This window comes from uncultured Sphingomonas sp. (genome assembly GCF_913774285.1).
Taxonomy (GTDB): domain Bacteria; phylum Pseudomonadota; class Alphaproteobacteria; order Sphingomonadales; family Sphingomonadaceae; genus Sphingomonas.
This window is the reverse complement of the sequence record NZ_CAJYHX010000006.1, coordinates 35,400-53,524: the sequence shown is the minus strand read 5'-3', so window position 1 is coordinate 53,524 and position 18,125 is coordinate 35,400. Positions and strand designations below refer to the sequence as shown.

At 67.2% G+C, this 18,125-nt stretch carries 20 protein-coding genes and 1 pseudogene; 8 read left to right on the top strand and 13 right to left on the bottom strand.

Annotated elements, in window-relative coordinates:
- Window positions 1-315 carry a hypothetical protein gene (locus QZ670_RS02020; protein WP_294251385.1) on the top strand — a complete coding sequence of 105 codons (315 nt, stop codon included), beginning with the start codon at window positions 1-3 and terminating at the stop codon, window positions 313-315.
- On the opposite strand, the gene QZ670_RS02015 is transcribed toward QZ670_RS02020, so the two are convergent.
- Both QZ670_RS02015 and QZ670_RS02010 read right to left on the bottom strand, forming a co-directional pair.
- Window positions 312-956 (bottom strand): SOS response-associated peptidase family protein, encoded by a 645-nt coding sequence (locus QZ670_RS02015; protein WP_294251382.1) that lies wholly within the window; start codon window positions 954-956, stop codon window positions 312-314. The genes QZ670_RS02020 and QZ670_RS02015 overlap by 4 nt on opposite strands.
- Window positions 957-1,012: 56 nt before the next feature.
- The gene (locus tag QZ670_RS02010) at window positions 1,013-1,603 is read right to left on the bottom strand and encodes an SOS response-associated peptidase family protein (RefSeq protein ID WP_294251378.1); all 591 of its coding nucleotides are present in this window, start codon (window positions 1,601-1,603) and stop codon (window positions 1,013-1,015) included.
- Between the two features lie 236 nt (window positions 1,604-1,839).
- Between QZ670_RS02010 and QZ670_RS02005 the strand changes: the two genes are divergently transcribed.
- Window positions 1,840-4,446: a TonB-dependent receptor gene (locus QZ670_RS02005; protein WP_294251375.1), complete on the top strand. Its 2,607-nt coding sequence runs from the start codon at window positions 1,840-1,842 to the stop codon at window positions 4,444-4,446.
- Window positions 4,440-6,563 (top strand): Atxe2 family lasso peptide isopeptidase, encoded by a 2,124-nt coding sequence (locus QZ670_RS02000; protein WP_294251373.1) that lies wholly within the window; start codon window positions 4,440-4,442, stop codon window positions 6,561-6,563. The genes QZ670_RS02005 and QZ670_RS02000 overlap by 7 nt, the downstream gene beginning before the upstream one ends.
- A 52-nt stretch (window positions 6,564-6,615) precedes the next feature.
- Here the strand turns inward: QZ670_RS02000 and QZ670_RS01995 are convergent, their stop codons facing one another.
- The 5 genes from QZ670_RS01995 to QZ670_RS01975 form a co-directional block, all read right to left on the bottom strand.
- On the bottom strand, window positions 6,616-6,741 hold the full coding sequence (locus tag QZ670_RS01995) for a hypothetical protein (protein WP_294251370.1): 126 nt from the start codon (window positions 6,739-6,741) through the stop codon (window positions 6,616-6,618).
- 20 nt (window positions 6,742-6,761) lie between these two features.
- The gene (locus QZ670_RS01990) at window positions 6,762-8,543 is read right to left on the bottom strand and encodes an asparagine synthase-related protein (protein ID WP_294251367.1); all 1,782 of its coding nucleotides are present in this window, start codon (window positions 8,541-8,543) and stop codon (window positions 6,762-6,764) included.
- Window positions 8,540-9,187 carry a lasso peptide biosynthesis B2 protein gene (locus QZ670_RS01985; RefSeq protein WP_294251362.1) on the bottom strand — a complete coding sequence of 216 codons (648 nt, stop codon included), beginning with the start codon at window positions 9,185-9,187 and terminating at the stop codon, window positions 8,540-8,542. The genes QZ670_RS01990 and QZ670_RS01985 overlap by 4 nt, the downstream gene beginning before the upstream one ends.
- Before the next feature lie 455 nt (window positions 9,188-9,642).
- Window positions 9,643-10,713 carry a FecR domain-containing protein gene (locus QZ670_RS01980; RefSeq protein WP_294251359.1) on the bottom strand — a complete coding sequence of 357 codons (1,071 nt, stop codon included), beginning with the start codon at window positions 10,711-10,713 and terminating at the stop codon, window positions 9,643-9,645.
- Window positions 10,714-10,715: 2 nt separating this feature from the next.
- Window positions 10,716-11,249, bottom strand: coding sequence for a sigma-70 family RNA polymerase sigma factor (locus QZ670_RS01975; protein WP_294251356.1), 534 nt, complete (start codon window positions 11,247-11,249; stop codon window positions 10,716-10,718).
- Between the two features lie 415 nt (window positions 11,250-11,664).
- On the opposite strand from QZ670_RS01975, the gene QZ670_RS01970 reads away from it, so the two are divergent.
- Window positions 11,665-11,958, top strand: a complete 294-nt coding sequence (locus QZ670_RS01970) for a sigma factor-like helix-turn-helix DNA-binding protein (RefSeq protein ID WP_294251353.1) — start codon at window positions 11,665-11,667, stop codon at window positions 11,956-11,958.
- On the top strand, window positions 11,958-12,881 hold the full coding sequence (locus tag QZ670_RS01965) for a HEPN domain-containing protein (RefSeq protein WP_294251350.1): 924 nt from the start codon (window positions 11,958-11,960) through the stop codon (window positions 12,879-12,881). The genes QZ670_RS01970 and QZ670_RS01965 overlap by 1 nt, the downstream gene beginning before the upstream one ends.
- Before the next feature lie 27 nt (window positions 12,882-12,908).
- Here QZ670_RS01965 and QZ670_RS01960 read toward each other — a convergent pair whose 3' ends face one another.
- From QZ670_RS01960 to QZ670_RS01950, 3 genes are all read right to left on the bottom strand, one after another.
- Entirely contained in the window at window positions 12,909-13,511 is a 603-nt protein-coding gene (locus QZ670_RS01960; RefSeq protein ID WP_294251348.1) for a GntR family transcriptional regulator, read from the bottom strand.
- Window positions 13,512-13,539: 28 nt separating this feature from the next.
- Window positions 13,540-14,148, bottom strand: coding sequence for an acyl-homoserine-lactone synthase (locus QZ670_RS01955; protein WP_294251345.1), 609 nt, complete (start codon window positions 14,146-14,148; stop codon window positions 13,540-13,542).
- Between the two features lie 77 nt (window positions 14,149-14,225).
- Window positions 14,226-14,969, bottom strand: coding sequence for a LuxR family transcriptional regulator (locus QZ670_RS01950; RefSeq protein ID WP_294251343.1), 744 nt, complete (start codon window positions 14,967-14,969; stop codon window positions 14,226-14,228).
- A 208-nt stretch (window positions 14,970-15,177) separates the two neighbouring features.
- Here QZ670_RS01950 and QZ670_RS20065 point away from each other — a divergent pair.
- A pseudogene (locus QZ670_RS20065) lies at window positions 15,178-15,339 on the top strand (DUF6499 domain-containing protein); the annotation flags it as partial.
- Complete coding sequence (locus QZ670_RS01945) at window positions 15,293-16,009, top strand: DUF2285 domain-containing protein (protein ID WP_294251341.1); 717 nt, start codon at window positions 15,293-15,295, stop codon at window positions 16,007-16,009. The pseudogene QZ670_RS20065 and the gene QZ670_RS01945, both read left to right, overlap by 47 nt.
- Here QZ670_RS01945 and QZ670_RS01940 read toward each other — a convergent pair.
- Entirely contained in the window at window positions 16,006-16,593 is a 588-nt protein-coding gene (locus tag QZ670_RS01940; protein ID WP_294251338.1) for a zeta toxin family protein, read from the bottom strand. The genes QZ670_RS01945 and QZ670_RS01940 overlap by 4 nt on opposite strands.
- Entirely contained in the window at window positions 16,590-16,946 is a 357-nt protein-coding gene (locus QZ670_RS01935) for a ParD-like family protein (protein ID WP_294251335.1), read from the bottom strand. Before QZ670_RS01935 ends, QZ670_RS01940 begins: the two co-directional genes overlap by 4 nt.
- A gap of 376 nt (window positions 16,947-17,322) precedes the next feature.
- Here QZ670_RS01935 and QZ670_RS01930 point away from each other — a divergent pair, with 376 nt between their 5' ends.
- A complete protein-coding gene (locus QZ670_RS01930; RefSeq protein WP_294251332.1) occupies window positions 17,323-17,712 on the top strand; it encodes a response regulator in 390 nt (129 codons plus the stop codon).
- A 118-nt stretch (window positions 17,713-17,830) separates the two neighbouring features.
- Here QZ670_RS01930 and QZ670_RS01925 read toward each other — a convergent pair whose 3' ends face one another.
- Window positions 17,831-18,091, bottom strand: a complete 261-nt coding sequence (locus QZ670_RS01925) for a hypothetical protein (RefSeq protein ID WP_294251330.1) — start codon at window positions 18,089-18,091, stop codon at window positions 17,831-17,833.
- Window positions 18,092-18,125 lie beyond the last annotated feature (34 nt).

Sequence of the window (18,125 nt, the reverse complement as noted above, 5' to 3'; positions counted from 1 at the left end):
ATGGCTCGCTACGACGCAGATGGCGGGCAGGTGCCCCGGACGCTGTTCGAGGCTGCGGCGTTCCACCGTTCGGTCCGGGCAGCCTGTGCGGGATGTGGGCACATCGGGGTCTTTCATGCGGCGGCGCTCTGGCGGCTGTTCGAGCGCAGGCAATGGCCTGGCCTGCTCGCCGAGGTAGGCGCTCGCCTTCGATGTTCGCGATGCGGGCGGCGCGGCACGACGATCAGCCTGACCTGCGATCCGCCGACGATCACCAGCCTGCCGCTCCCGAGCGATGTCGAGTGGCGGCGGGCGGTCAGCCGGTTTCGCGCCTAGAACAGAGCTGCCTGGTCGACGGCGCCCTTGCGCTTTACCCAAGGCTCATCGGTACGCTCCATGACGATCAGGTCATCGGGGAAGCAGCGCGCCTGGAAGCCGAGAATGTCGTCGAAGCTACCGTGCAGCCAGCGATCATGGTCGTCACGGTGGAGCAGCACCGGCATGCGGTCATGCACCGGGCGGATCGCCTCGTTGCAGTCGGTCATGACGCCGGAGTAGACCGGCCCCCATTCGGCGCTGTCCCGCCACAGTCCCGCCCAGGCGAAAAGCGGCGCGTCCTGGACGCTGAACCAGGTCCGCGTCTTCGAACCCTTGGCGCCCTCCGCCTCGGCAAAGCCGGTCAGCGGGATGAGGCAGCGCCATTCCGGCTTGCGCGCGAGCCCGACCCACATCGGCTTGGTGAGATCCGCGATATTGTTGACCGGCTTCGGCTTGGCGGTCGGGCTCATCCCCTTCAGTCGGAACGGGAAGCCCCACACCATCGACTGCAGCACGCGCGCGCCCGCTTCCTCGCGCACCACCATGCCGGGATAGCCGGGATACACTTCCTCGCCTGCATTGGACCGCACCGGGGTATCGACGCCGAAGTGCGCGGCGACTTCGGCCGCGCTCTTCCGAAGGTGGTAGAGGTTGCACATGGCGGCAGCCTAGGTCGAAGGCGAGATGGCTGCAACGCACGGCTCATGGTTTGCGGCTAGAGCAGGTCCAACTGCGTTCCATCGGGCGGAGGGCCGCCGCCGCGCCGGGGATCTTCGGTGCGCAGCACCTCCATCTGCTCGGCGGCGATCGGCGGACGAAACTGGAAGCCGATCACGTCCCGGATCGAGCCGTGCAGCCAGCACGCGTGCTCGTGCGGCTCGAGCAGTACCGGCATGCGGTCATTGGTCGGCGGATTGGCTGCGTTCGCCTCCATGGTCATGCCCGCATAGGAGGGCCCGACCTCGGGGAAGTTCCGGCAGAAGCCCGCCCAGGCCAGGATCGGTTGGTCGCGGACCGAGAACCATGTCCGTGTCTTGGCGCCTTCGTCGCCATCCGGGTTGCCGAAATGGGTGATCGGGATGATGCAGCGGTAGCGTGGATCGACGACGGTCTGCTCCCAGAGCGGATTGGTGAGGTCCGCTACCAGGCCGATGATCTCAGGCTCGTTCCGCTGCAATTGCGTGTCGCGGATCCGGCGGGGAAAGCCCCAGCGCATCATCCGCAGACGCCTGCGGCCATCGGCCTCGAACATCACCAGCCCTTGGCGGCCCTCGGTGACGTCGGGCGGAAGGATGATCTGCCCCAATGGTTCCGCGTCCAGGAAGCGGGCGACATCGTCGATCGTGGCGCGGAGGCTGTGAAGGCGCGACATGGTTCGGCGCGGGAGCCTAGCGGCACCCGGCGACGGGACAAGGGCTGCTGGCAAATCCCGGAACCCAGCGCTGCTGCGGCCCCCGCAAACTTCTTTCATGTCGCGACCCCGTAGTTCGCCGTCGGCTGCGTCAATCGCTCCAGTGCCGGGACACCGGCGGGGAGAAACGAATGACGATCTCGAAAAGGGCGCTTTGTGCGGCGATGCTTGCCGCGACGATTTCCTACAGCGACATGGTAGCCGTCCCTGCACACGCCCAGGCAGCGACGACCAGTTTCGACTTGCCGGCGCAGGCCCTAGCGACGACGCTTCGCGCAATCGCGCGTCAGACCGGGCGGGAAATCCTGTTCGCTGATGAGGAGGTCCGCGGCAAACGCGCCGTGGCAATTCGGGGCAGCTACACCGTCGAGCAGGCCGTGCACCTCGCCATAGGCGAGGGGATGGTGGTGCGCGAGGAAGCCGGCGCACTTGTCGTTCGGGGCAACCCTGGCCGGGCTGGGAGCGTGGCAGCCCAGGCAGAGACGCAGGATGCCATCACGGTCACCGGCTCGCGCATCCGCGGTGCCGAGGGTCCTTCGCCGGTCATTATCGTGTCGCGCCGAGGGCTGGAGGAGCAGGGCATTCCCGACATTGCGAGTGTTTCACGGATACTCCCGCAGAATTTCACCGGAGGGCAAAACCCCGGGGTCGCGGGGGGCGGTGACCAGGGCGGATACAATAATGCGAACAACGCGACGACGCTCAACCTTCGCGGGCTGGGCTCGGACGCGACGTTGACGCTCATCAATGGTCATCGCCTCCCTTACGACGCCGTCAATCAAGGCGTCGACATTTCGATCATTCCCGTGGCGGCGCTCGAACGCATCGAGGTCATCACCGACGGTGCCTCGGCGCTCTACGGCTCGGACGCGGTGGGCGGCGTCGCCAACCTGATCCTGCGCCGCGACTATGACGGCCTCCTGACCAGCGCGCGCGTCGGCGCATCGACCGAGGGCGGCAACGTCCAGCAGCAATATTCGGGCGTCGGCGGCGCGCGCTGGGCCGGCGGCGGATTCATGGCCGCCCTCGACTACAGCAAGGCGACTCCGATCTATGCCGACGATCGGCCCTATACCCGCCAACTCAACGCCGGGCAGATGTTGACGACCAGCAGCCGACAGGTGAGCGGGGTGCTGGCCGGCCACCAGGATTTTGCCAGCTGGGCGTCTTTCGAGCTCGACGTGCAACTCGCCGATCGCCGGTCACGCAAGGTCAACGCCTTCTCGCTGACGGGGCCGACCACCTTCTATGGGCAGGACAACCGACCGGTGGTGCGCAGCTATGCGGTGACGCCGTCCTTGCACCTCCGCCCGGGTTCCGGCTGGGAGGCAACGCTGCAGGTGACCGATGGCGAGAGTTCCACCGTCATCCATACCCAGCGCTATACCAACGGCACCCTGTCCGTCAGTCGAGCTGCCTATGACAACCGGCTGAGCAACTTCGAGGCCAGCGCCGAGGGCCCGCTTGCCCATCTGCCCGGCGGCGACATCCGGCTCGCACTGGGTGGCGGCTATCGTCGTTTCCAGCTCGACTTCGACGTCCGCACGACAAGCGGCGGCGTGACCACCGTCTCGCGCGACTCCGTCGAGCGCCGCAACAGCGCGTTCGGCTATGGCGAGCTGTCGGTGCCGCTGGTCGGGGCGGCCAACCGGATGCCGTTCATCGACGCCCTGCGACTGAGCGGGGCCGTCCGCTATGAAAGCTACAAGGGCATTGACGCCGTCGCGACGCCCAAGCTCGGCTTGGTCTACTCGCCACACCGCGACATTACCCTGAAATATAGCTGGGGCCGCTCGTTCAAGATCCCGACGCTGCAGCAGGTCAACCAGGCACGGGAGGTGATCCTGTTGCCGGCCTCGGTGTTCGCGCCACAGCCCAGCCCGCCGCTGCCGGCGGGCGCCACGATCCTGGCGATCGGTGGTGGGAGCCCGAACCTGCACGCCGAGCGGGCCAAGAGTTCGACCTTGTCCGCAGAAGTGCGGCCCCGCTTCCTCCCGGGGCTGCGGGTCGAGGCGACGTGGTATGACATCGACTATCGTGACCGCATCGCCTCCCCGATCAGCGACCTGCTCTCCGCGCTGAGCAATCCTGCCGCGGCGAACTTCGTCCAGTTCTCGCCCAGTGTCGCAGAGGCGCAGGCGACCGTTGCGCAGGCAGCGGCCGGGCTGTCAAACCAGAGCGGCCAGCCGTTTGATCCGGCAAAGGTCGCCGCGATCGTGGATTCGAGCCTGCGCAACATCGCCCGCGAGCATATCCGGGGTGTCGACCTGTCGATCGACTATGACGCTCGGTTGGGAGGAGACAGCCAGCTGACGATTGCTGGGTCCGCAACTTATCTCGATGGGGATCGCCAGGCCGCGCCCAACCTGCCGAAGGTCGGCCGCTCCGGCCTGATCTTCACGCCGCCGAAGTTTCGAGCGCGGGGCGCGGCGAGCTGGCGCACCTCGGTGGTTCAGCTGTCCGCGGCGCTCAACTATCTCGACGGAACGACCGACAAGCGTTTTTCCACGCCGACGAGGATCGGTTCGTTCACGACCATCGACCTGAGTGGCTCCGTTCGGACACGGGAAGGGCGCGGTCCGCTTGATCGGATCGAACTTCGCCTGAGCGCGCAGAATCTGCTGAACGAGCAACCCGATCCCATCCGTGTCACCAACCCGACCTATGTGGCCTATGACTCGACCAACCAGTCGCCGATCGGCCGCTTCGTCAGCTTCACGGTGACCAAGCAATGGTGAGGCGGCATCTGCTAGCGGCGTTGCTCGCGACCGTGTGGCTGCCGGTACCGTGCCACGCGGCCGTCCCGCCCGATTGCAACGGCATCCTGCCGCCGACGATCGCGACACCACAGGCGAAACGCGCGCTGGTCCCCGAGGATCTCGTCCGACTGCGCGACATCGGGCCCGTCGATCCCAACCAGCAATATGGCGGACTGTTCACGGTATCGCCGGACGGGACCAAGGCCGCGTTCCAGCTACGGCGCGGTGATCCTGTCGCCAATGGGTATTGCCTCGCGATGGTCGTTGTCGATCTGGGAAGCGGCCGGGCGGTTGTGGTGGACCGAGGTGGCGATTTCATCCGCTTGCGAATCGATGTGCGGGGCAAGGCGCATTTTCCGACAGGGCTTGCCGATGCCATCACGCCGCGTTGGACGCCCGATGGCCGGTGGATCATCTACCGGCGACGCGACAAGGAGTCGATCCAGCTCTGGCGCGCCCGAACCGACGGCAGCGGCAGCGCGGCTATCACCGACAGCCTCGATGATGTCGACGACTTTCGGCTGACCGCCGATGGGAGCGGGATCGTCTATGCGACCGATTCTAAGTTGCGCGAGGCACTGGCCGCGATCGAAGCGGAAGGGCGTTCGGGGTTTCACTATGACGATCGCTTCGCGCCCTCGGCGAGCAATCGCCCGTTTCCGCCAGCTCCGCTTCCGCGAAAGACCTGGTTCCGCGACCTGGCGACGGGAGATACGCGGCCTGCGACAGACGCCGAGGCGGGATTGCTCGGCGCCGCCGCGATGCAAGAGGGAAGCTGGACCCAATCGATCGGCGCCGCCGGGTGGATCGCCAGGATTCGCGTGCCGCCCGAAAGCCTTCGTCCCGATCGTGGCGTGCTCGAGACGGAGCTCGGCGATCGACATCGCACCTGCACCGCAGCGGCGTGCACCAACGCAAGCTACCCCTGGTGGGTCGGTGACCGGGTGCGATTTCTCCGTCGCGAAGGCGTGCGGGGAGAGAATATCGGCATCTACGAATGGCGGCCTCGCACACCCAAGGCACGCCGGCTGTACCAGACCCAGGACCTGCTGATCGGCTGCGTGCCCAGCGGCGCCGAGATCCTCTGCCTCCGTGAAGGTGCCTCGCAGCCGCGCCGGCTCGAGCGGCTCGACCCGACCACCGGGCGGCGCGATGTGCTGTTCGACCCGAACCCGGAGTTTGCGGGCCTGACGCTGGGGCGGGTCAAACGCCTCTATGCGCGCAACAGCTTCGGCCTGGACTCCTTTGCCGATCTCGTCCTGCCGGTGGGGTATGAGCCGGGCAAGCGCTACCCGTTGGTCGTGGTGCAATATGTGTCGCGCGGCTTCCTGCGCGGCGGCACCGGCGATGACTACCCCATCCAGGCGTTCGCCAATCGCTGCTTTGCGGTGCTGAGCGTAGACAAGCCTGAGGCGGTGGGCGCGAGGGCCGCGCCCGACTTTGTCGAAGGCGACCGGATCAACCTCAAGGACTTTGCCGACCGTCGCAGCGTGCTCGAAGCGGTGGAGGCTCCGGTGCGTGCCGCTATCGCGCGCGGGATCGCGGATCCGTTGCGGATTGGGATCACCGGGCTGAGCGACGGGTCTTCAACCATGCAATTCGCGCTGCTGCACAGCACGTTGTTCTCGGCGTTCGCGTCGAGCAGTTGCTGCTGGGATACGAGCATGCCCGTTCGGGTCGGGCCGGGTGCTGCAAAGGAGTTCTACCGCATCGGCTATCCACGGATCACCGATGACAGCGAGAAAGCGCGGGCCATGTGGCGGCAGATCGCCATTACCCCGAATGTGGAGCGGATCCACGCGCCGATCCTCGCGCAGGTTTCCGATGACGAATATTTGGCCGCGCTGCAGAGCTTCACCGCGCTCCGCGACCTCGACCGACCGATCGACCTGTTTGTGTTCCCCGGCGAGCATCATGTTAAATGGCAGCCCGAGCACAGGCTCGCGACCTACGCGCGGGCGATCGATTGGTTCGACTTCTGGCTGAACGGGGTGAAGGCGCCCGGCCGAGAGGCGGAGATCGCGCGGTGGGAGGCCATGCGGAAGGTGCAGGCGATCCCCGACAAGCCCGCACGCGTGCCAGCACCCACGCCCTGACGCCAGGTAGATTCGAGGGACGGGCGGATGCCGCTGCACCCGCCCGCTTGGGTCAGTCCGCCTGCAGGCCGGGCTGCCAAGTCAGGCCGCCCTCACTGTCCGCGAACCCCATCATCGAACCGCGGGTGGCTAAGCTCGCGGTGCCGAGTTCAATCGTCATGTGCTTGGTGTTCATCATGCTTCTCCAATGTCGTCTGTTCAACCAACAATGCTCGCACTGGATGCGGTCTCGGCCCCGGATGGCCGGGAAGACCGGGCACCAAGCCAGGCCTCGACATTCGCCAGTTCGAGCAGGCGCACATTTTCCTCTCCGGTGGTCGGCCGCCCGGGCCGGAGCGTTTCCTCGATCGCGCCGGGATCGAGAATGCGGTGATATGCGAGCTGTCCGTCGAGCAGCCGGGCGCGCAGCTCCGCGCGTTTGCGCTGGACGATCTCGCCGCAGAATGGGTCAGGCGTGCCCTTCATCCTTCGCTCGACGATCACGCTGGGGAGGCGCTCGGCAAAGGCCGCCCGGGCCATTGCCCGGTCCCGGCCACCCTCTCGCCAGCGCCAGCTCGGGATGGCGAGGCAGGTTTCCATGATCGGCTGCGAAACCAGCGGATTGACCACCGGCAGCATCTGGCTGCGATCGGATTCGAGCGTGAGCTGCGCGCGGACCAGCGCGGCGATGTGTGCCGCTTTGGCCGGTAGCGTCGAGGCGGGGGCGTCGAGCCATGGGTGAGAAAGCCGCGTATCGGCGAGCGAGGCGACCAGATCGCGATGCAGGAAGCGCGGGTTCGGCTTCCAGCGATAGCCTCGGGGCTGGCGTGCATGGCGCATGGCGGCGCGCGTCACGCGTAGCGGTCCCGCGCCGGTTTGTCGGCAAATGTCCCGTAGTGTCGCAAAGGCGCCGGCGCCGGGGCCTTCGTGAAGGGCCCGGTCCGCAAGCGCTGCAGCCGATTGCGAATAGCCGAAGACATTGTCGCCGCCATTGCCGGTGAAGAAGGCGTCGGCGCCGATCTGCCGTGCGAGGGCGCGATGCGCGGCCTCGTATGGCTGTGCTTCGACACGGCCTGCGGGACGCGGCAGGTGCCCGCCGAGTGGTCGTGACAGGTCGACGGCATCCAGGTCGTAGCGGTGTTCGGAGAGCGGCAGGCCAACCGCGTCGCACACCAGCTTCGCGAAGGCGCGTTCGTCGCCTGCGGCATCGTCGGTGTACAGCGTCAGGCACTCGGCGCTTGGCCTGGCGCCGCCGAGACAGGCCGCAACGATGGACGAATCGAGCCCGCCCGACAGGCTCAGCAACGGACGCCCATAGAGCGATGCCCAGCCGGCGACGCAGTGTTCGACGACGCGCCGCAGCCGTTCGGCGGTCGCGGCGCTTTCCTCGTCGTTGCGAGGATCGGCGAACGTCCAGGGGGACCAACCGGTGGCCGTCTGCTCTGCCACGCCGTCGAGCGTTATGATGTCGCCAGCGCGGAGGTCGCCGATGCCGGCAAGTGCGGTCTCGGGGGTGGGCAGGCCCGCCGAGTACAGGACTCGGCCGAGGGCATCCCAGGCCACCGGATACCTCCGGCCGCTCGCTGCTTCCAGAAGGGCGAGATCCGAAGCGAAGAGCGTCGACCCGCCCTGTTCGGCTCGGTAGCAGGGCAGCGCAGCGGAGGGATCGCGGATGACTTGCGTCCGACCGCCTTGGGACCGGACGCCCACATAGCCGCCCCACCAGGCTTCGAGCAGCGCGGCGAAGCCATGGCGCGATAGATGCGCCCGTTCTGCCTCGCTGAGGGCAGTCACCGCGCGTGCCGGACCCTGCCTCGGGAATAGGGTGCCGATGACCACCGCCTCCGGATCGACGGTGATACATGTGCAGGCCTCGTTCGTCAGAACTGCAAAGCCATGGGCGCTGTGTGCTACCGCAAGGCCCGTACGCGCCGCGACGCGCGCCGTTGCCAGAGAGACCGCCTCCCGGTCCCCGACCAGCAGGAGATAACGCGGCCTCACTGCAGCACCAGGATCGGGGTGTAGAGCCGCACCTGCTCGAGGTCGCCGACCACGACGGCATCTCCGGACTGAACCCAGCTATGCGCGGCGAAGGGGTGAAGGCGAACGCCCAGGATCAGCGCGGCATCCAATCCGCGGTGCCAACAGAGACGGGCTGCAGCGATCGCCCGGGGCAGGCATTGGTCAGCTGCGGGGAGGACCATGGCGCTCGTCGCGAACGCGCCAGCGATTGCCTGCAGCGACGCTTCACCCGGCGATCGAGCTGCCGACGCGGCGGGTGACGGAAGGTCTCGCAGGATATTCGCCAGCGGCCGCCGTCGGAGCCAGTACTTCGCGCGCAACTGACCGAAAATCGCCTTCGCCGAGGTCCATACAGCTCTGCCTGGACCGGCATGGGCGAGGTCTCGCCTCGCAACCGAAAACGAGACGGGCTGCGGACGTTGTGTGGGATCGGCGCCAGCGACGCCGGCGGCGACCAGCGCGGTGTGCGCGTCCCGGTCGATCGCTTCGCCGGCAGCCCAGCGCTGGAAGATCGCATCTAGGGGCTCGGGCAGGCAGAAATAGCGGTCGCCTTCCAGGTCCAGGAAGACCGCCTGGCCTGCACAACGGCACCAGGAGATGCTGGGATGAGAAGCAAGCGACATGTCGGGATCCCTCACCGATAGGGCGCGCGCCCGAAGACGCGCGCCCGGGTCGATCAGTCGTCGCTGAGGCCGACATTCTGCTGCAGGGTCGCTTCGACATCGGCGAAGCCGATCGTGCCGCCCTTGGTGTCGACGCTGGCGACGCCCAGTTCGATGGTCTGTTCGGTGTTCATGGCACTTCTCCAATCGTGGGAAATGTCATGGCCATGACCCGGTCGAAGGTAGCCGGCCCGCTGGTTATGAGAAGCTTATAATCTGATTATAATTCGAATGTTTGCGCAGGCTTTGCGATAAACCTTTTGGCAACTGGCTTGGCCGACCATCGCCAGCGGCCGGGTGGCCACCACTATGTCCAGGCCTCGCGGCTAAAGGTGGTGGCGCATGCCCACCAGGCGCATGCTTTCCCCGCCCGGCTTCGTCGCTCCCTGTGCGGTCTCCGTTCGATCGGGCACGGTTCAAAGCGCGGCCTGTTTCTGTGCCTCCCTGGTTGCACAGCTTCCGTGTCCTTCCTGCGGCACTACCACGATCTGGTGCGCGTCGCGCAGGTCGACGTCGCTGCACAACAAGGCGCCCAGCCGGCGTGCCAGGAGCAGTGTGTCGTCGACACGGAACCATCCCGACACGCGCCGCGCGCCCAGGGACGGCTCTGCGAGGCGGATCGGCCGGCTCGTGGTGCGGTTCGCCAATGCGATGAGTTCCTGGACGGGCACCGCTTCGAACGATTGCGGCGTGTCGCTCTGCAAGCCTGCGGCACCTGCCGAGGTTACGCGCGCTGCGGGATGTTCTGGCTCGGCCGAGTACGTGACCTCCTGGCCCGGTGCCAGCCTGCGGATCGCCGGCGTCGCCTTGGCGGTGCCACGCGGCATCGCCACGTCCACTGCGCCGCGGAGCAGCCGGACCTCGACCCTGCCGGCAGGTGCCAACGCAACCTCGAAGATCGTGCCGCGCGCGGTCACGCTGCCGCCGCCAGCCAGGACGATGAAGGGCCGGCGTTCGTGCGCGACCTCGAACCGTGCCTTGCCCCGGAGCAAGCGCAGCTGACGCACGCCGGTCGCGATCTCGACCCCGACCATTGTGTCGACTGCAAGCGTCACGGTCGAGCCATCGGCTAGTTGGACGGTCTGTGGGGCGGTGCTGGTCGACAGTGTTCGGTTGTCCGTCGTGTCTGCCAGTGCGGCCGGCCGATCGGACGTGGGCGCGGAGGACTGATAGGTGATCCAGCCGCCGACGCCGATCGCGCAGGCGGTGATGGTGGTCAGCATTGCGACAAGGACCTTGCGCCCTCGCTTCGGTTCAGGCGCGGCCAAGGATGGAGGCGCATCCGGCTCGGAGAGCAGCTTTCCCATCGCGAAGATCTCGGCGGCGCGATTATATGCAGCACGGTGTTCCGGCGCCTCCGCCAGCCAGGCCTCCAGTTCCGCCCGGTGCACCTCGGCGTCCGGGCCGCGCGTCCTGGCGAACCGATGTGCGGCCTCGCGGGCCAGCGCCTCGGCGGCACCCTCGGTGGGTTCTTCGGCGTTGGTCATTGTCACAGCTCCTTGCCGATCCGCACCAGCGCCTCGCCGACATGCCATTCGACGGTGCGGATGCTGATGCCGAGCTGAGTCGCGATGTCCTTGTAGCCGAGCCCCTCCATTCGGTGGAGCAGGAACACCTCGCGCGTCCGCGGCGGCAGCGCGTCCACCGCCGCCCGGTAGCGTATGCGCATCTGGTCGAGCTGGATCGCATCCTCCTGGGTAGCACGCGTCTCGGGTTCGTTCGCCGCGTCGATCGGCACATGCGCCATGCGGTTCGCAATCCGCCGTGACCGGTCGATCAGCAGGTTGCGCACGATCCGGTTGAGGAATGCCTCAGGCTGGCGCAGCCCCTCGCGGGCGCCCGACCCGAGCAGCCGGGCAAAGGCATCCTGCACGACATCATGGGCGTCCTCGCTCGAGCGCAGGCGTGCATCGAGCCAACGCCGCAAGCGCGGTGCCTGCTCGCGGTAGAGCGCGTCGATGCGCAGCTCGGCATGGCCGTCCCCGTGGGGCGCCGCGCGAGGATCCTGCTCCGGTCGCCGCATGCGCAGGCCTAGGCGAAGCCGCCGCGCAGGGCGCGGGCAGGGGAAGGGGATCGCACGAGAACCCATCTCGTGCCGGGCAGATGCCTCGGGGATACAGCCGACCGCGCTGGTCGAATGCGTGTGATGCCTGGCGGTCGAACTCCACAGCGGGCTGCCGGCCTGGACCGCGCTGCGTGTGCAGTCTGCGGTACTTCGCGCGGCTGTGCAACTCTCCCGGCAAGCGACTGATTTGCCTGGCCGTCCGCCGCCCTCGGGGCCGGACGCCGCATGTCGGGCGCGGCGCGGGCGTCCCGCAACCCGGCCGAGGCCGGGTGCTTCGCTGGCGCTTCGCCCTGCGGTGCGGGCCACCGCTGGATCGCGCCCGCTGGTCGCGCCGCCGACCGGCCCCGTCGGGTCGGCGCAGCGGAGCAGGATCATGTCCATCGACCGGCAGGAGAAAAGAGCAGCGATGCAGCGCGCGGTCGCCGCTTTACCCGAGGACCAGCGCGCGGTGTTCCAGCTTTGCGCCGTGGAGGGGCTCGCCTATCCGGAGGTCAGCGCGCGGCTCGGCATCAGTGCGGCGCAGGTCGAGCACCTCCTCGGGGAAGCCATCGTCGCGGTCGATCGATCCCTTCGCGATGCACGATATCTGCGCGATCCCGTTGGTTTCGGCGGCAAAGCGCGTCGCGCGCTGTTGCATCGCCTGGCACGCTGGCTAGGGTCTGGCTGATGCGCACCGATCTCGATCACCTGCCGGCGGCGAAGCAACGCGAGCTCGAGCGCGTGGTGCAGATCCTGTTCGAGGAATTCGGCGACGCGACCGCCACCGCGACGGTCGACTGGAAGCGCCACGCGCGCATCCTCACGGTCATCCTCTATGGCAGCTATGCGCGCGGCGGCTGGGTCGATGAGCCGCACACCGCCAAGGGCTACCAGTCCGACTTCGACCTGCTGGTCATCGTCAATCACGACAAGCTGACCGACCGCGTCGAGTTCTGGGCCAATGCCGAGGAACGGCTCAACCGCGAACTCGCCGTTACCCGGACCCTGCGCACCCCGGTCAACTTCATCGTCCACACGCTGCAGGAAGTGAATGACGGCCTCGCCCATGGCCGCTATTTCTTCATGGATGTCGCCCGCGACGGCATCGCGCTCTACCAGAGCGACAGCACCGGGCTGCACGAGCCCAAGCCCAAGACGCCGCAGCAGGCGCTGGCGATGGCGCGCGAGTATTTCGGGGAGTGGTTTCCCGCCGCGGCTGGCATGTTGGAAACGGCGCAGTTCAGCCAAGCGCAGGGCAGACTGAAGGATGCCGCCTTCCTGATGCATCAGACGGCAGAGCGGCTATATCACTGCGTTCTGCTCGTCTGCACCTTCTATACGCCGCACGTTCACAATCTCGGCTTCCTGCGCACCCAGGCCGAGCGGATCGATCCGCGCCTCGTCGATGCATGGCCGCGCGACAGCCGTGCCGATCGCGGTCGCTTCGAGAAGCTCAAGGAAGCCTATGTGAAGGCGCGCTATTCCAAGCACTATCGGATCAGCGACGAAGAGCTTGCCTGGCTCGGGGAGCGCGTCGAGGTGCTGGGTCGTGCCGTCCAGGTGATCTGCGAGGAGCGGATCGCGGCCTTGGAGCGCAGCGCCGCCGCCTGACGCTTGCGTTGAGAGGGCGCGGCGCGTCTATCTTCGGATGGGGCGCATCAGATGCCCGACGGTGCCCGTCACCGCCGCAATCCTGCGGCGATGATAGCGCGTCAGCGCAGCCGCCAATGCGACCCGGTCACCAGCGTCGATGACGGATTCCAGGCCCGCGATTTCGTCTGCGATGGCGGGCAGGGTAGCGACCTCCGCGCGCCGCACCACCATGAGTCGATCGTTGAGCGACCGGACGGTGGCGACAAGCTCGGCGCTTTCGGTTGCCTGCGCGACGCGGAGGAAGAGCGTGGCGGTGATCTCCTCGATGCTGCCGGAATGCTGGAGGTGGGTGTCGGATGCGGGCTGAACCTTTTGCGCAGCCAGGCCGAGCACCCGCCCATTCCACTGGTAAAGATCGCGCAGCGCTGCTTCGGAGAGCAGCGGCACACGGAAGCCATTATGGTTGGGCGCCTCGACCAGCCGCTCGCCGGTCAGCCGGTGGAGCGCATCGCGCACCGGCGTGATGCTTGCGGCAATCTCGCGGCCGATCATGGCAGGCTCGATCGGGGCACCGGGCGGCAGCTCGCCGTCGAGCAGCATCTGCTTGATCGCACCATAGACCCGCTCGAACGTGGCACCGGGGCTCATCGGGCCAGTTCCCGTGGCCGGAGCGCGATCATGCCGCCTTCGCTTGGGCGAGTGGGACCTGCGGCTGGATGCCGCTGGCCGCAAGCAGCGCCGGCGTGTCGGGGCGGATCTCGATCTGCAGCGCGCCGAGGCGCATGCCGCCGACCGTGCCGACTGGCCCGAGCGCGTGCGCTTCCCATCCAAAGGCGAGGATCTGCTCGCGCCAGGCCGGTTCGGCGACGCCGACGTAGCGGCTTATCCCGTGGTCCAGCGCGTAGCGGGCGATGCCGTGGACCAGAACGTCGCGCCACCTGCGCCGCTCGCCCGCGCGCAGGCGCCGGTCGAGGCAGAAGCGGGTGATCTCCCAGGTGCTGGGGCCGGTGGACGGCGGCACGTCGCACAGCGCGGCGAACAAGCGGCCGAGCAGATGCGGGCGTTCGGTCGGCAGCAGGCGGGCGGAGGCCAGATGCTGCCCCTCGCCGTCGGTGAGGATCAGGTAGCGGGCATGGATGTCGTCGAACTGGTCCACCTCATAGCGATCGCCCAGGACCGGCAGGTCCCAGCCGAGCAGGTCGACGAATACCCGCTTCCGCGCCTCGAACATCGCGCGCATCGCCGCATCGCCCGCGGAGGCGCCATCGCCCTGAATGAACTGCATGATCGGCTTCCCTCGTTGTGGAAGCCCGATCGTCCGCCCCGGCTCGGTCGGCCGCTATTCCCCAGAGCTGGGGAGTTTCAACGCCGCAGCGCGTCGGTGAAGCTTAGCGCTCCATCGAAGATTGCGTGGATCGCGAGCTGGGTCCGGTTGCCCACCCCGTAACGGCCGCGCGCTTCCTTCAGGTGCTGGATCGCCGTTTCATGACTGATGCCCAGGATCTTCGCAATTGCCCAGTCGGACTTGCCCTGCGCTGCCCAGTAGAGGCAGTCGCGCTGTCGGTCGCTGAGCCGCGGCCGGTCTACCTGCGCCCGCCGCATGCCGACCAGCCGCCTGGCACTCTCGAACGCCGTGGTCCCGACGAACTGGAGGAGCGGCAGCCATTCGGGGCGGGGGGTGCTGCCCCAGCTCACCGCAAACGAGCAGGAGCCGGCCGCCTCGCCGGGGAGATGCGCCGGAATGGTGATGCCGTCGATCAGCCCGATCTTCCTAGACCTGGCGAGGAAATCCTCGTCGCGGTTGGTCAGCGACAGCAGCTGCGAAAGCATCGACCAGCAGAACCCGGCGCTGGTGAGGTGGCTGGCCCGGTGCACCGGGTCCGAGGGGCCGAAGCGCTCGGCATCATAATAGGCTTCCCACTCGGGGGGATAGTTATGCAGCCGGAGCACAGGCTGCGGCGCCCGCGGCACGTCGACATGGTGCGACAGGGCAAAATACTGGAAGCCCATCTCGCGCGTGATCGCGTGGAGGAGGTTGTTCAGTTCATTGAGCGTCGTGGCCGCCAGGACGGCCTGGCCGAAATGCTGCGCGGTTGCGATGACCATGGGGCGTACCCACCCGATGCTGGACGCGCCCCAGGCCGCTGCGCCGATGCCTTGTCCAAGCCGGCACCGCGACCGCCGCTTTCCCGTCGGCATCGCGACCCGATCGAAGTGCAATCGATACTAGCATTTGGTGCACTGCGCAAATTATCTTGGGGGAAGTGGCCTGCAAGCCATTTGACAGGCTCGGTATTTGTCCTGCGTACCAGCCATGGGGCCGGCGGCTGACCCGCGACCCGACTGGCGCGACGACGCGCCGTACCGCGCACTGGCCGGCATCGATCGCGCCGGTCTCGCCTGGGAGTGGTTGCGCCGCGATCCCGGCTATGCGGCGATGGCTGCCCGGCTCGGGCGCCTTGGTGCAGTCGCGGATCAGTCTCTGGTGCCGGAGGCGGACGCCCGGGCTTTCGGGCTCTGCTTTTGCCGAGGATCCGGGGCGGCCTGCACCCGCGGCGCGCCTGCTCTGGCACGCGGACCTCGATCCCTTCGTGCTCGAAGTCCGCGTCTCGCCGACCGCGGCGACGGACCCCGATGGCATCGACCTAGCCCGTCTGCTGAGGTGGGCGACGATCGTCCGCGGCGGTGGCCGCGAGCATGTCGCGCTTTCCGACGGATGGCACCGGATCCGGCTGGACGTGGTCGGCGGGTCACTGGTCGAGGAAGGACCTGCGCGGCTCGACTATCTTCTGTCGGGGATGACACGGGTCGATGCCCATGTCCTGACGCTCCGGCGCATGCTGGAGCTGTGGCGCACCGGCCGCTTCTCTCCGAAACTCCACCCGCCCGAACCGGGGATCGAGCGGAGGATCGAGGCGCTCCGCGTCGGCGACGCGGTGGCGGCGGGTGCCACCTATCGAGAGATGGCGTCGGCGCTCTACGGCGAGACCCTCGTCCGCGAGGAATGGAAGGGCCGGTCCGACTTCCTGCTGTCGCGCGTCCGTCGGCGCGCCGACGAGGCAGCGCGCATGGCTGCCGGCAGCTGGCGCACGCTGCTCGGCACCGGCGCTGGTTCGCGGGACGATCGGGTTGGTGGCGCGCGCTAGAGTTGGAGGTCCGCCGCGTACACCGCGCGGACCCAGGCAGGCAGCTGGGGGAGGGCGAAGACCAGCCGTCCGTTCGCGAAGGTCAGGCAGTGGCGGGGCGGCCGGTTGAGCGTCGAATTGTCGAACACCATCGCGCGATCGGTTTTGAGCGCAGCGGCTCGTATCAGCGGCGCGCCACGGGCATAGCGCGCGCGGATTTTGTCGTCGGGGACGACATGCCCGCCTTCCTCGACCCGGGCGCCGACGCGCGCCACCGACAGTTCTGGCGTCTCCACCCCGACATGCATCAGCACCACGGTGAAGCCGCTTGCCTTGGCTTCGTCGATCAGGTCGAGCTTTGACGGGTGCGAGAAGACCGTCTCGGTGACGAAGTCGCGGGCCCCGGCGAGATGGTCGGCACGCCGCGCCGTCGCGATCCGCGCGGCTTCATAGGAAGCAGCAGGTGACGGATCGCGCAGTTCGTCGCGCTGGATCAGGTCGGCGTTGATGAACGGTCCCGCGAAGCTCGGCGCGACGCGCGTGGCATAGAGCGTCGACTTGCCGGCGCCGTTCGGTCCGGCAAGCACGATCATCGTCGGCTTCATGCCTTGCGGCCGGCCTTCTCGCGCACGAGGTTGCCGCCTTCATCGAGCCCGACGCCGAGGCCAAGCTGGCGACGCTGGGTGTAGAATGCCTCTTCCTCGGGGCTCGCCTGGCCCATCTTGTCGACGAAGCCGTCGAGCCAGACGTCCTTCTCCTCGTCGGTGAGCGCGGTCGTCTCGATCTCGCCGGCAAGGGCTGCGGTGATGCGGGCATGGTCGAAATTGCCCGACTTCTCGATCGCGCGCCCGATCCGGACCCAATGGGCGATCTGCCCGGCCAGCGACCGGCTCTGCAATTCGGATTCGCGGCGCACGATCTTCATCAGGTCGTCGCCGAGCTTGATCGACTGCGCCATCCCGCACCTCCAGCTTTGTAGGTAGCAAATTGCCACCTCCTTTTCAACGCGGGACGGCGAGCAACCTTAAGCACCAACCGATCAACGTTGGAGCCTTGGGCCTTTGCATGCGCAGATGCGGACAGTCTCGAAGGAAGAAGCAGCGGTGCGGCCTCGGTCGAGACGCTTCTTGCCCCTAAGTGGCCAACAATCTCGCTGAGACGTTTCGACCGCGGAACTAAAAAGCGCGCCGAGCATTCCCAGCAAACCGTTGATACTGAAACCACTTGGTCGCCGAGTTTCGCATCTCGCGATATGATCTGGTCAGGGAGAGCCGCCAGATCAATTCCTCGGCGCTCTCGGGTCACGGCCCCTGCGCGGTCACGCAAGGACCCGAATGATGAACCAGGCGATACTCGTTCTTCTGGTCGAGGACGAACCGATGTTGCTCATCAACGCCCAGGATGCTCTCGAAGACGGCGGCTTCGACATCATTGATGCCAGCAGCGGCGATGAGGCAATCCGCATCCTGGGTTCCGACGGCGAAAACATCGTCGGTTTGATCACTGACGTGCGACTTGGCTTCGGCGCGAGTGGCTGGGATGTCGCCCGCAAGGCCCGCGAGCTCAAGCCAGCCCTTCCTGTAGTGTACATGACGGCCGAGAGTCCCGAGGACTGGGCGGGGTACGGCGTTCCCAAAAGCATCCTGGTCCAGAAGCTAGTCGCTCCCTCCCAACTCGTCACGACAATCTCCACATTGCTAAACGAGGCAGGCTTCAGCCTCTGAGCGGGGGGACAGGGCGGTTGGTTGGCGTGCCGACGGCGTCGGTCAGCCTAGTCAACACATCGACATGGTTTGCGCCCGTTAGTGCCAACCTACCGAATCGGTTGCGCGGAGCGTTGGGCTATTCAAGCAGGCTGGTACGTTCCAGGACGACCAGGACGCATTCCGCGAACGATACGCGGTGCACGACGGTGCCCGCGTCGTTCATCACCTCGATGCTTCCGTTCAGGTCGATGAAGCCTTGGGCGAGATCTTCCCCCAGCAGCGACCGGCCGAAGGCAACGGCGGTATGGCGGGCCATGGCGGCATCCGCATGTTCGATGCCGTCCGGATCGACCAGATAGCCGTGCCGATCCTGCACGTTGAAGAAATAGCGCTGCATCGCTTGGGTTTAGCCCATCTGATCCGACGGACAA

Bases quoted from the DNA above. Each gene is read 5' to 3' on its own strand.
- QZ670_RS01940 (WP_294251338.1), bottom strand. From the start codon at position 16,593: ATGAAGCCGACGATGATCGTGCTTGCCGGACCGAACGGCGCCGGCAAG.
- QZ670_RS01965 (WP_294251350.1), top strand. From the start codon at position 11,958: ATGCGCACCGATCTCGATCACCTGCCGGCGGCGAAGCAACGCGAGCTC.
- QZ670_RS01935 (WP_294251335.1), bottom strand. From the start codon at position 16,946: ATGGCGCAGTCGATCAAGCTCGGCGACGACCTGATGAAGATCGTGCGC.
- QZ670_RS02000 (WP_294251373.1), top strand. From the start codon at position 4,440: ATGGTGAGGCGGCATCTGCTAGCGGCGTTGCTCGCGACCGTGTGGCTG.
- QZ670_RS01995 (WP_294251370.1), bottom strand. From the start codon at position 6,741: ATGATGAACACCAAGCACATGACGATTGAACTCGGCACCGCGAGCTTA.
- QZ670_RS02005 (WP_294251375.1), top strand. From the start codon at position 1,840: ATGACGATCTCGAAAAGGGCGCTTTGTGCGGCGATGCTTGCCGCGACG.
- QZ670_RS01955 (WP_294251345.1), bottom strand. From the start codon at position 14,148: ATGCAGTTCATTCAGGGCGATGGCGCCTCCGCGGGCGATGCGGCGATG.
- QZ670_RS01945 (WP_294251341.1), top strand. From the start codon at position 15,293: ATGCGGCGATGGCTGCCCGGCTCGGGCGCCTTGGTGCAGTCGCGGATC.
- QZ670_RS02020 (WP_294251385.1), top strand. From the start codon at position 1: ATGGCTCGCTACGACGCAGATGGCGGGCAGGTGCCCCGGACGCTGTTC.
- QZ670_RS01970 (WP_294251353.1), top strand. From the start codon at position 11,665: ATGTCCATCGACCGGCAGGAGAAAAGAGCAGCGATGCAGCGCGCGGTC.
- QZ670_RS01980 (WP_294251359.1), bottom strand. From the start codon at position 10,713: ATGACCAACGCCGAAGAACCCACCGAGGGTGCCGCCGAGGCGCTGGCC.
- QZ670_RS01985 (WP_294251362.1), bottom strand. From the start codon at position 9,187: ATGTCGCTTGCTTCTCATCCCAGCATCTCCTGGTGCCGTTGTGCAGGC.
- QZ670_RS01975 (WP_294251356.1), bottom strand. From the start codon at position 11,249: ATGCGGCGACCGGAGCAGGATCCTCGCGCGGCGCCCCACGGGGACGGC.
- QZ670_RS01950 (WP_294251343.1), bottom strand. From the start codon at position 14,969: ATGGTCATCGCAACCGCGCAGCATTTCGGCCAGGCCGTCCTGGCGGCC.
- QZ670_RS01930 (WP_294251332.1), top strand. From the start codon at position 17,323: ATGATGAACCAGGCGATACTCGTTCTTCTGGTCGAGGACGAACCGATG.
- QZ670_RS01960 (WP_294251348.1), bottom strand. From the start codon at position 13,511: ATGAGCCCCGGTGCCACGTTCGAGCGGGTCTATGGTGCGATCAAGCAG.
- QZ670_RS02015 (WP_294251382.1), bottom strand. From the start codon at position 956: ATGTGCAACCTCTACCACCTTCGGAAGAGCGCGGCCGAAGTCGCCGCG.
- QZ670_RS01925 (WP_294251330.1), bottom strand. From the start codon at position 18,091: ATGCAGCGCTATTTCTTCAACGTGCAGGATCGGCACGGCTATCTGGTC.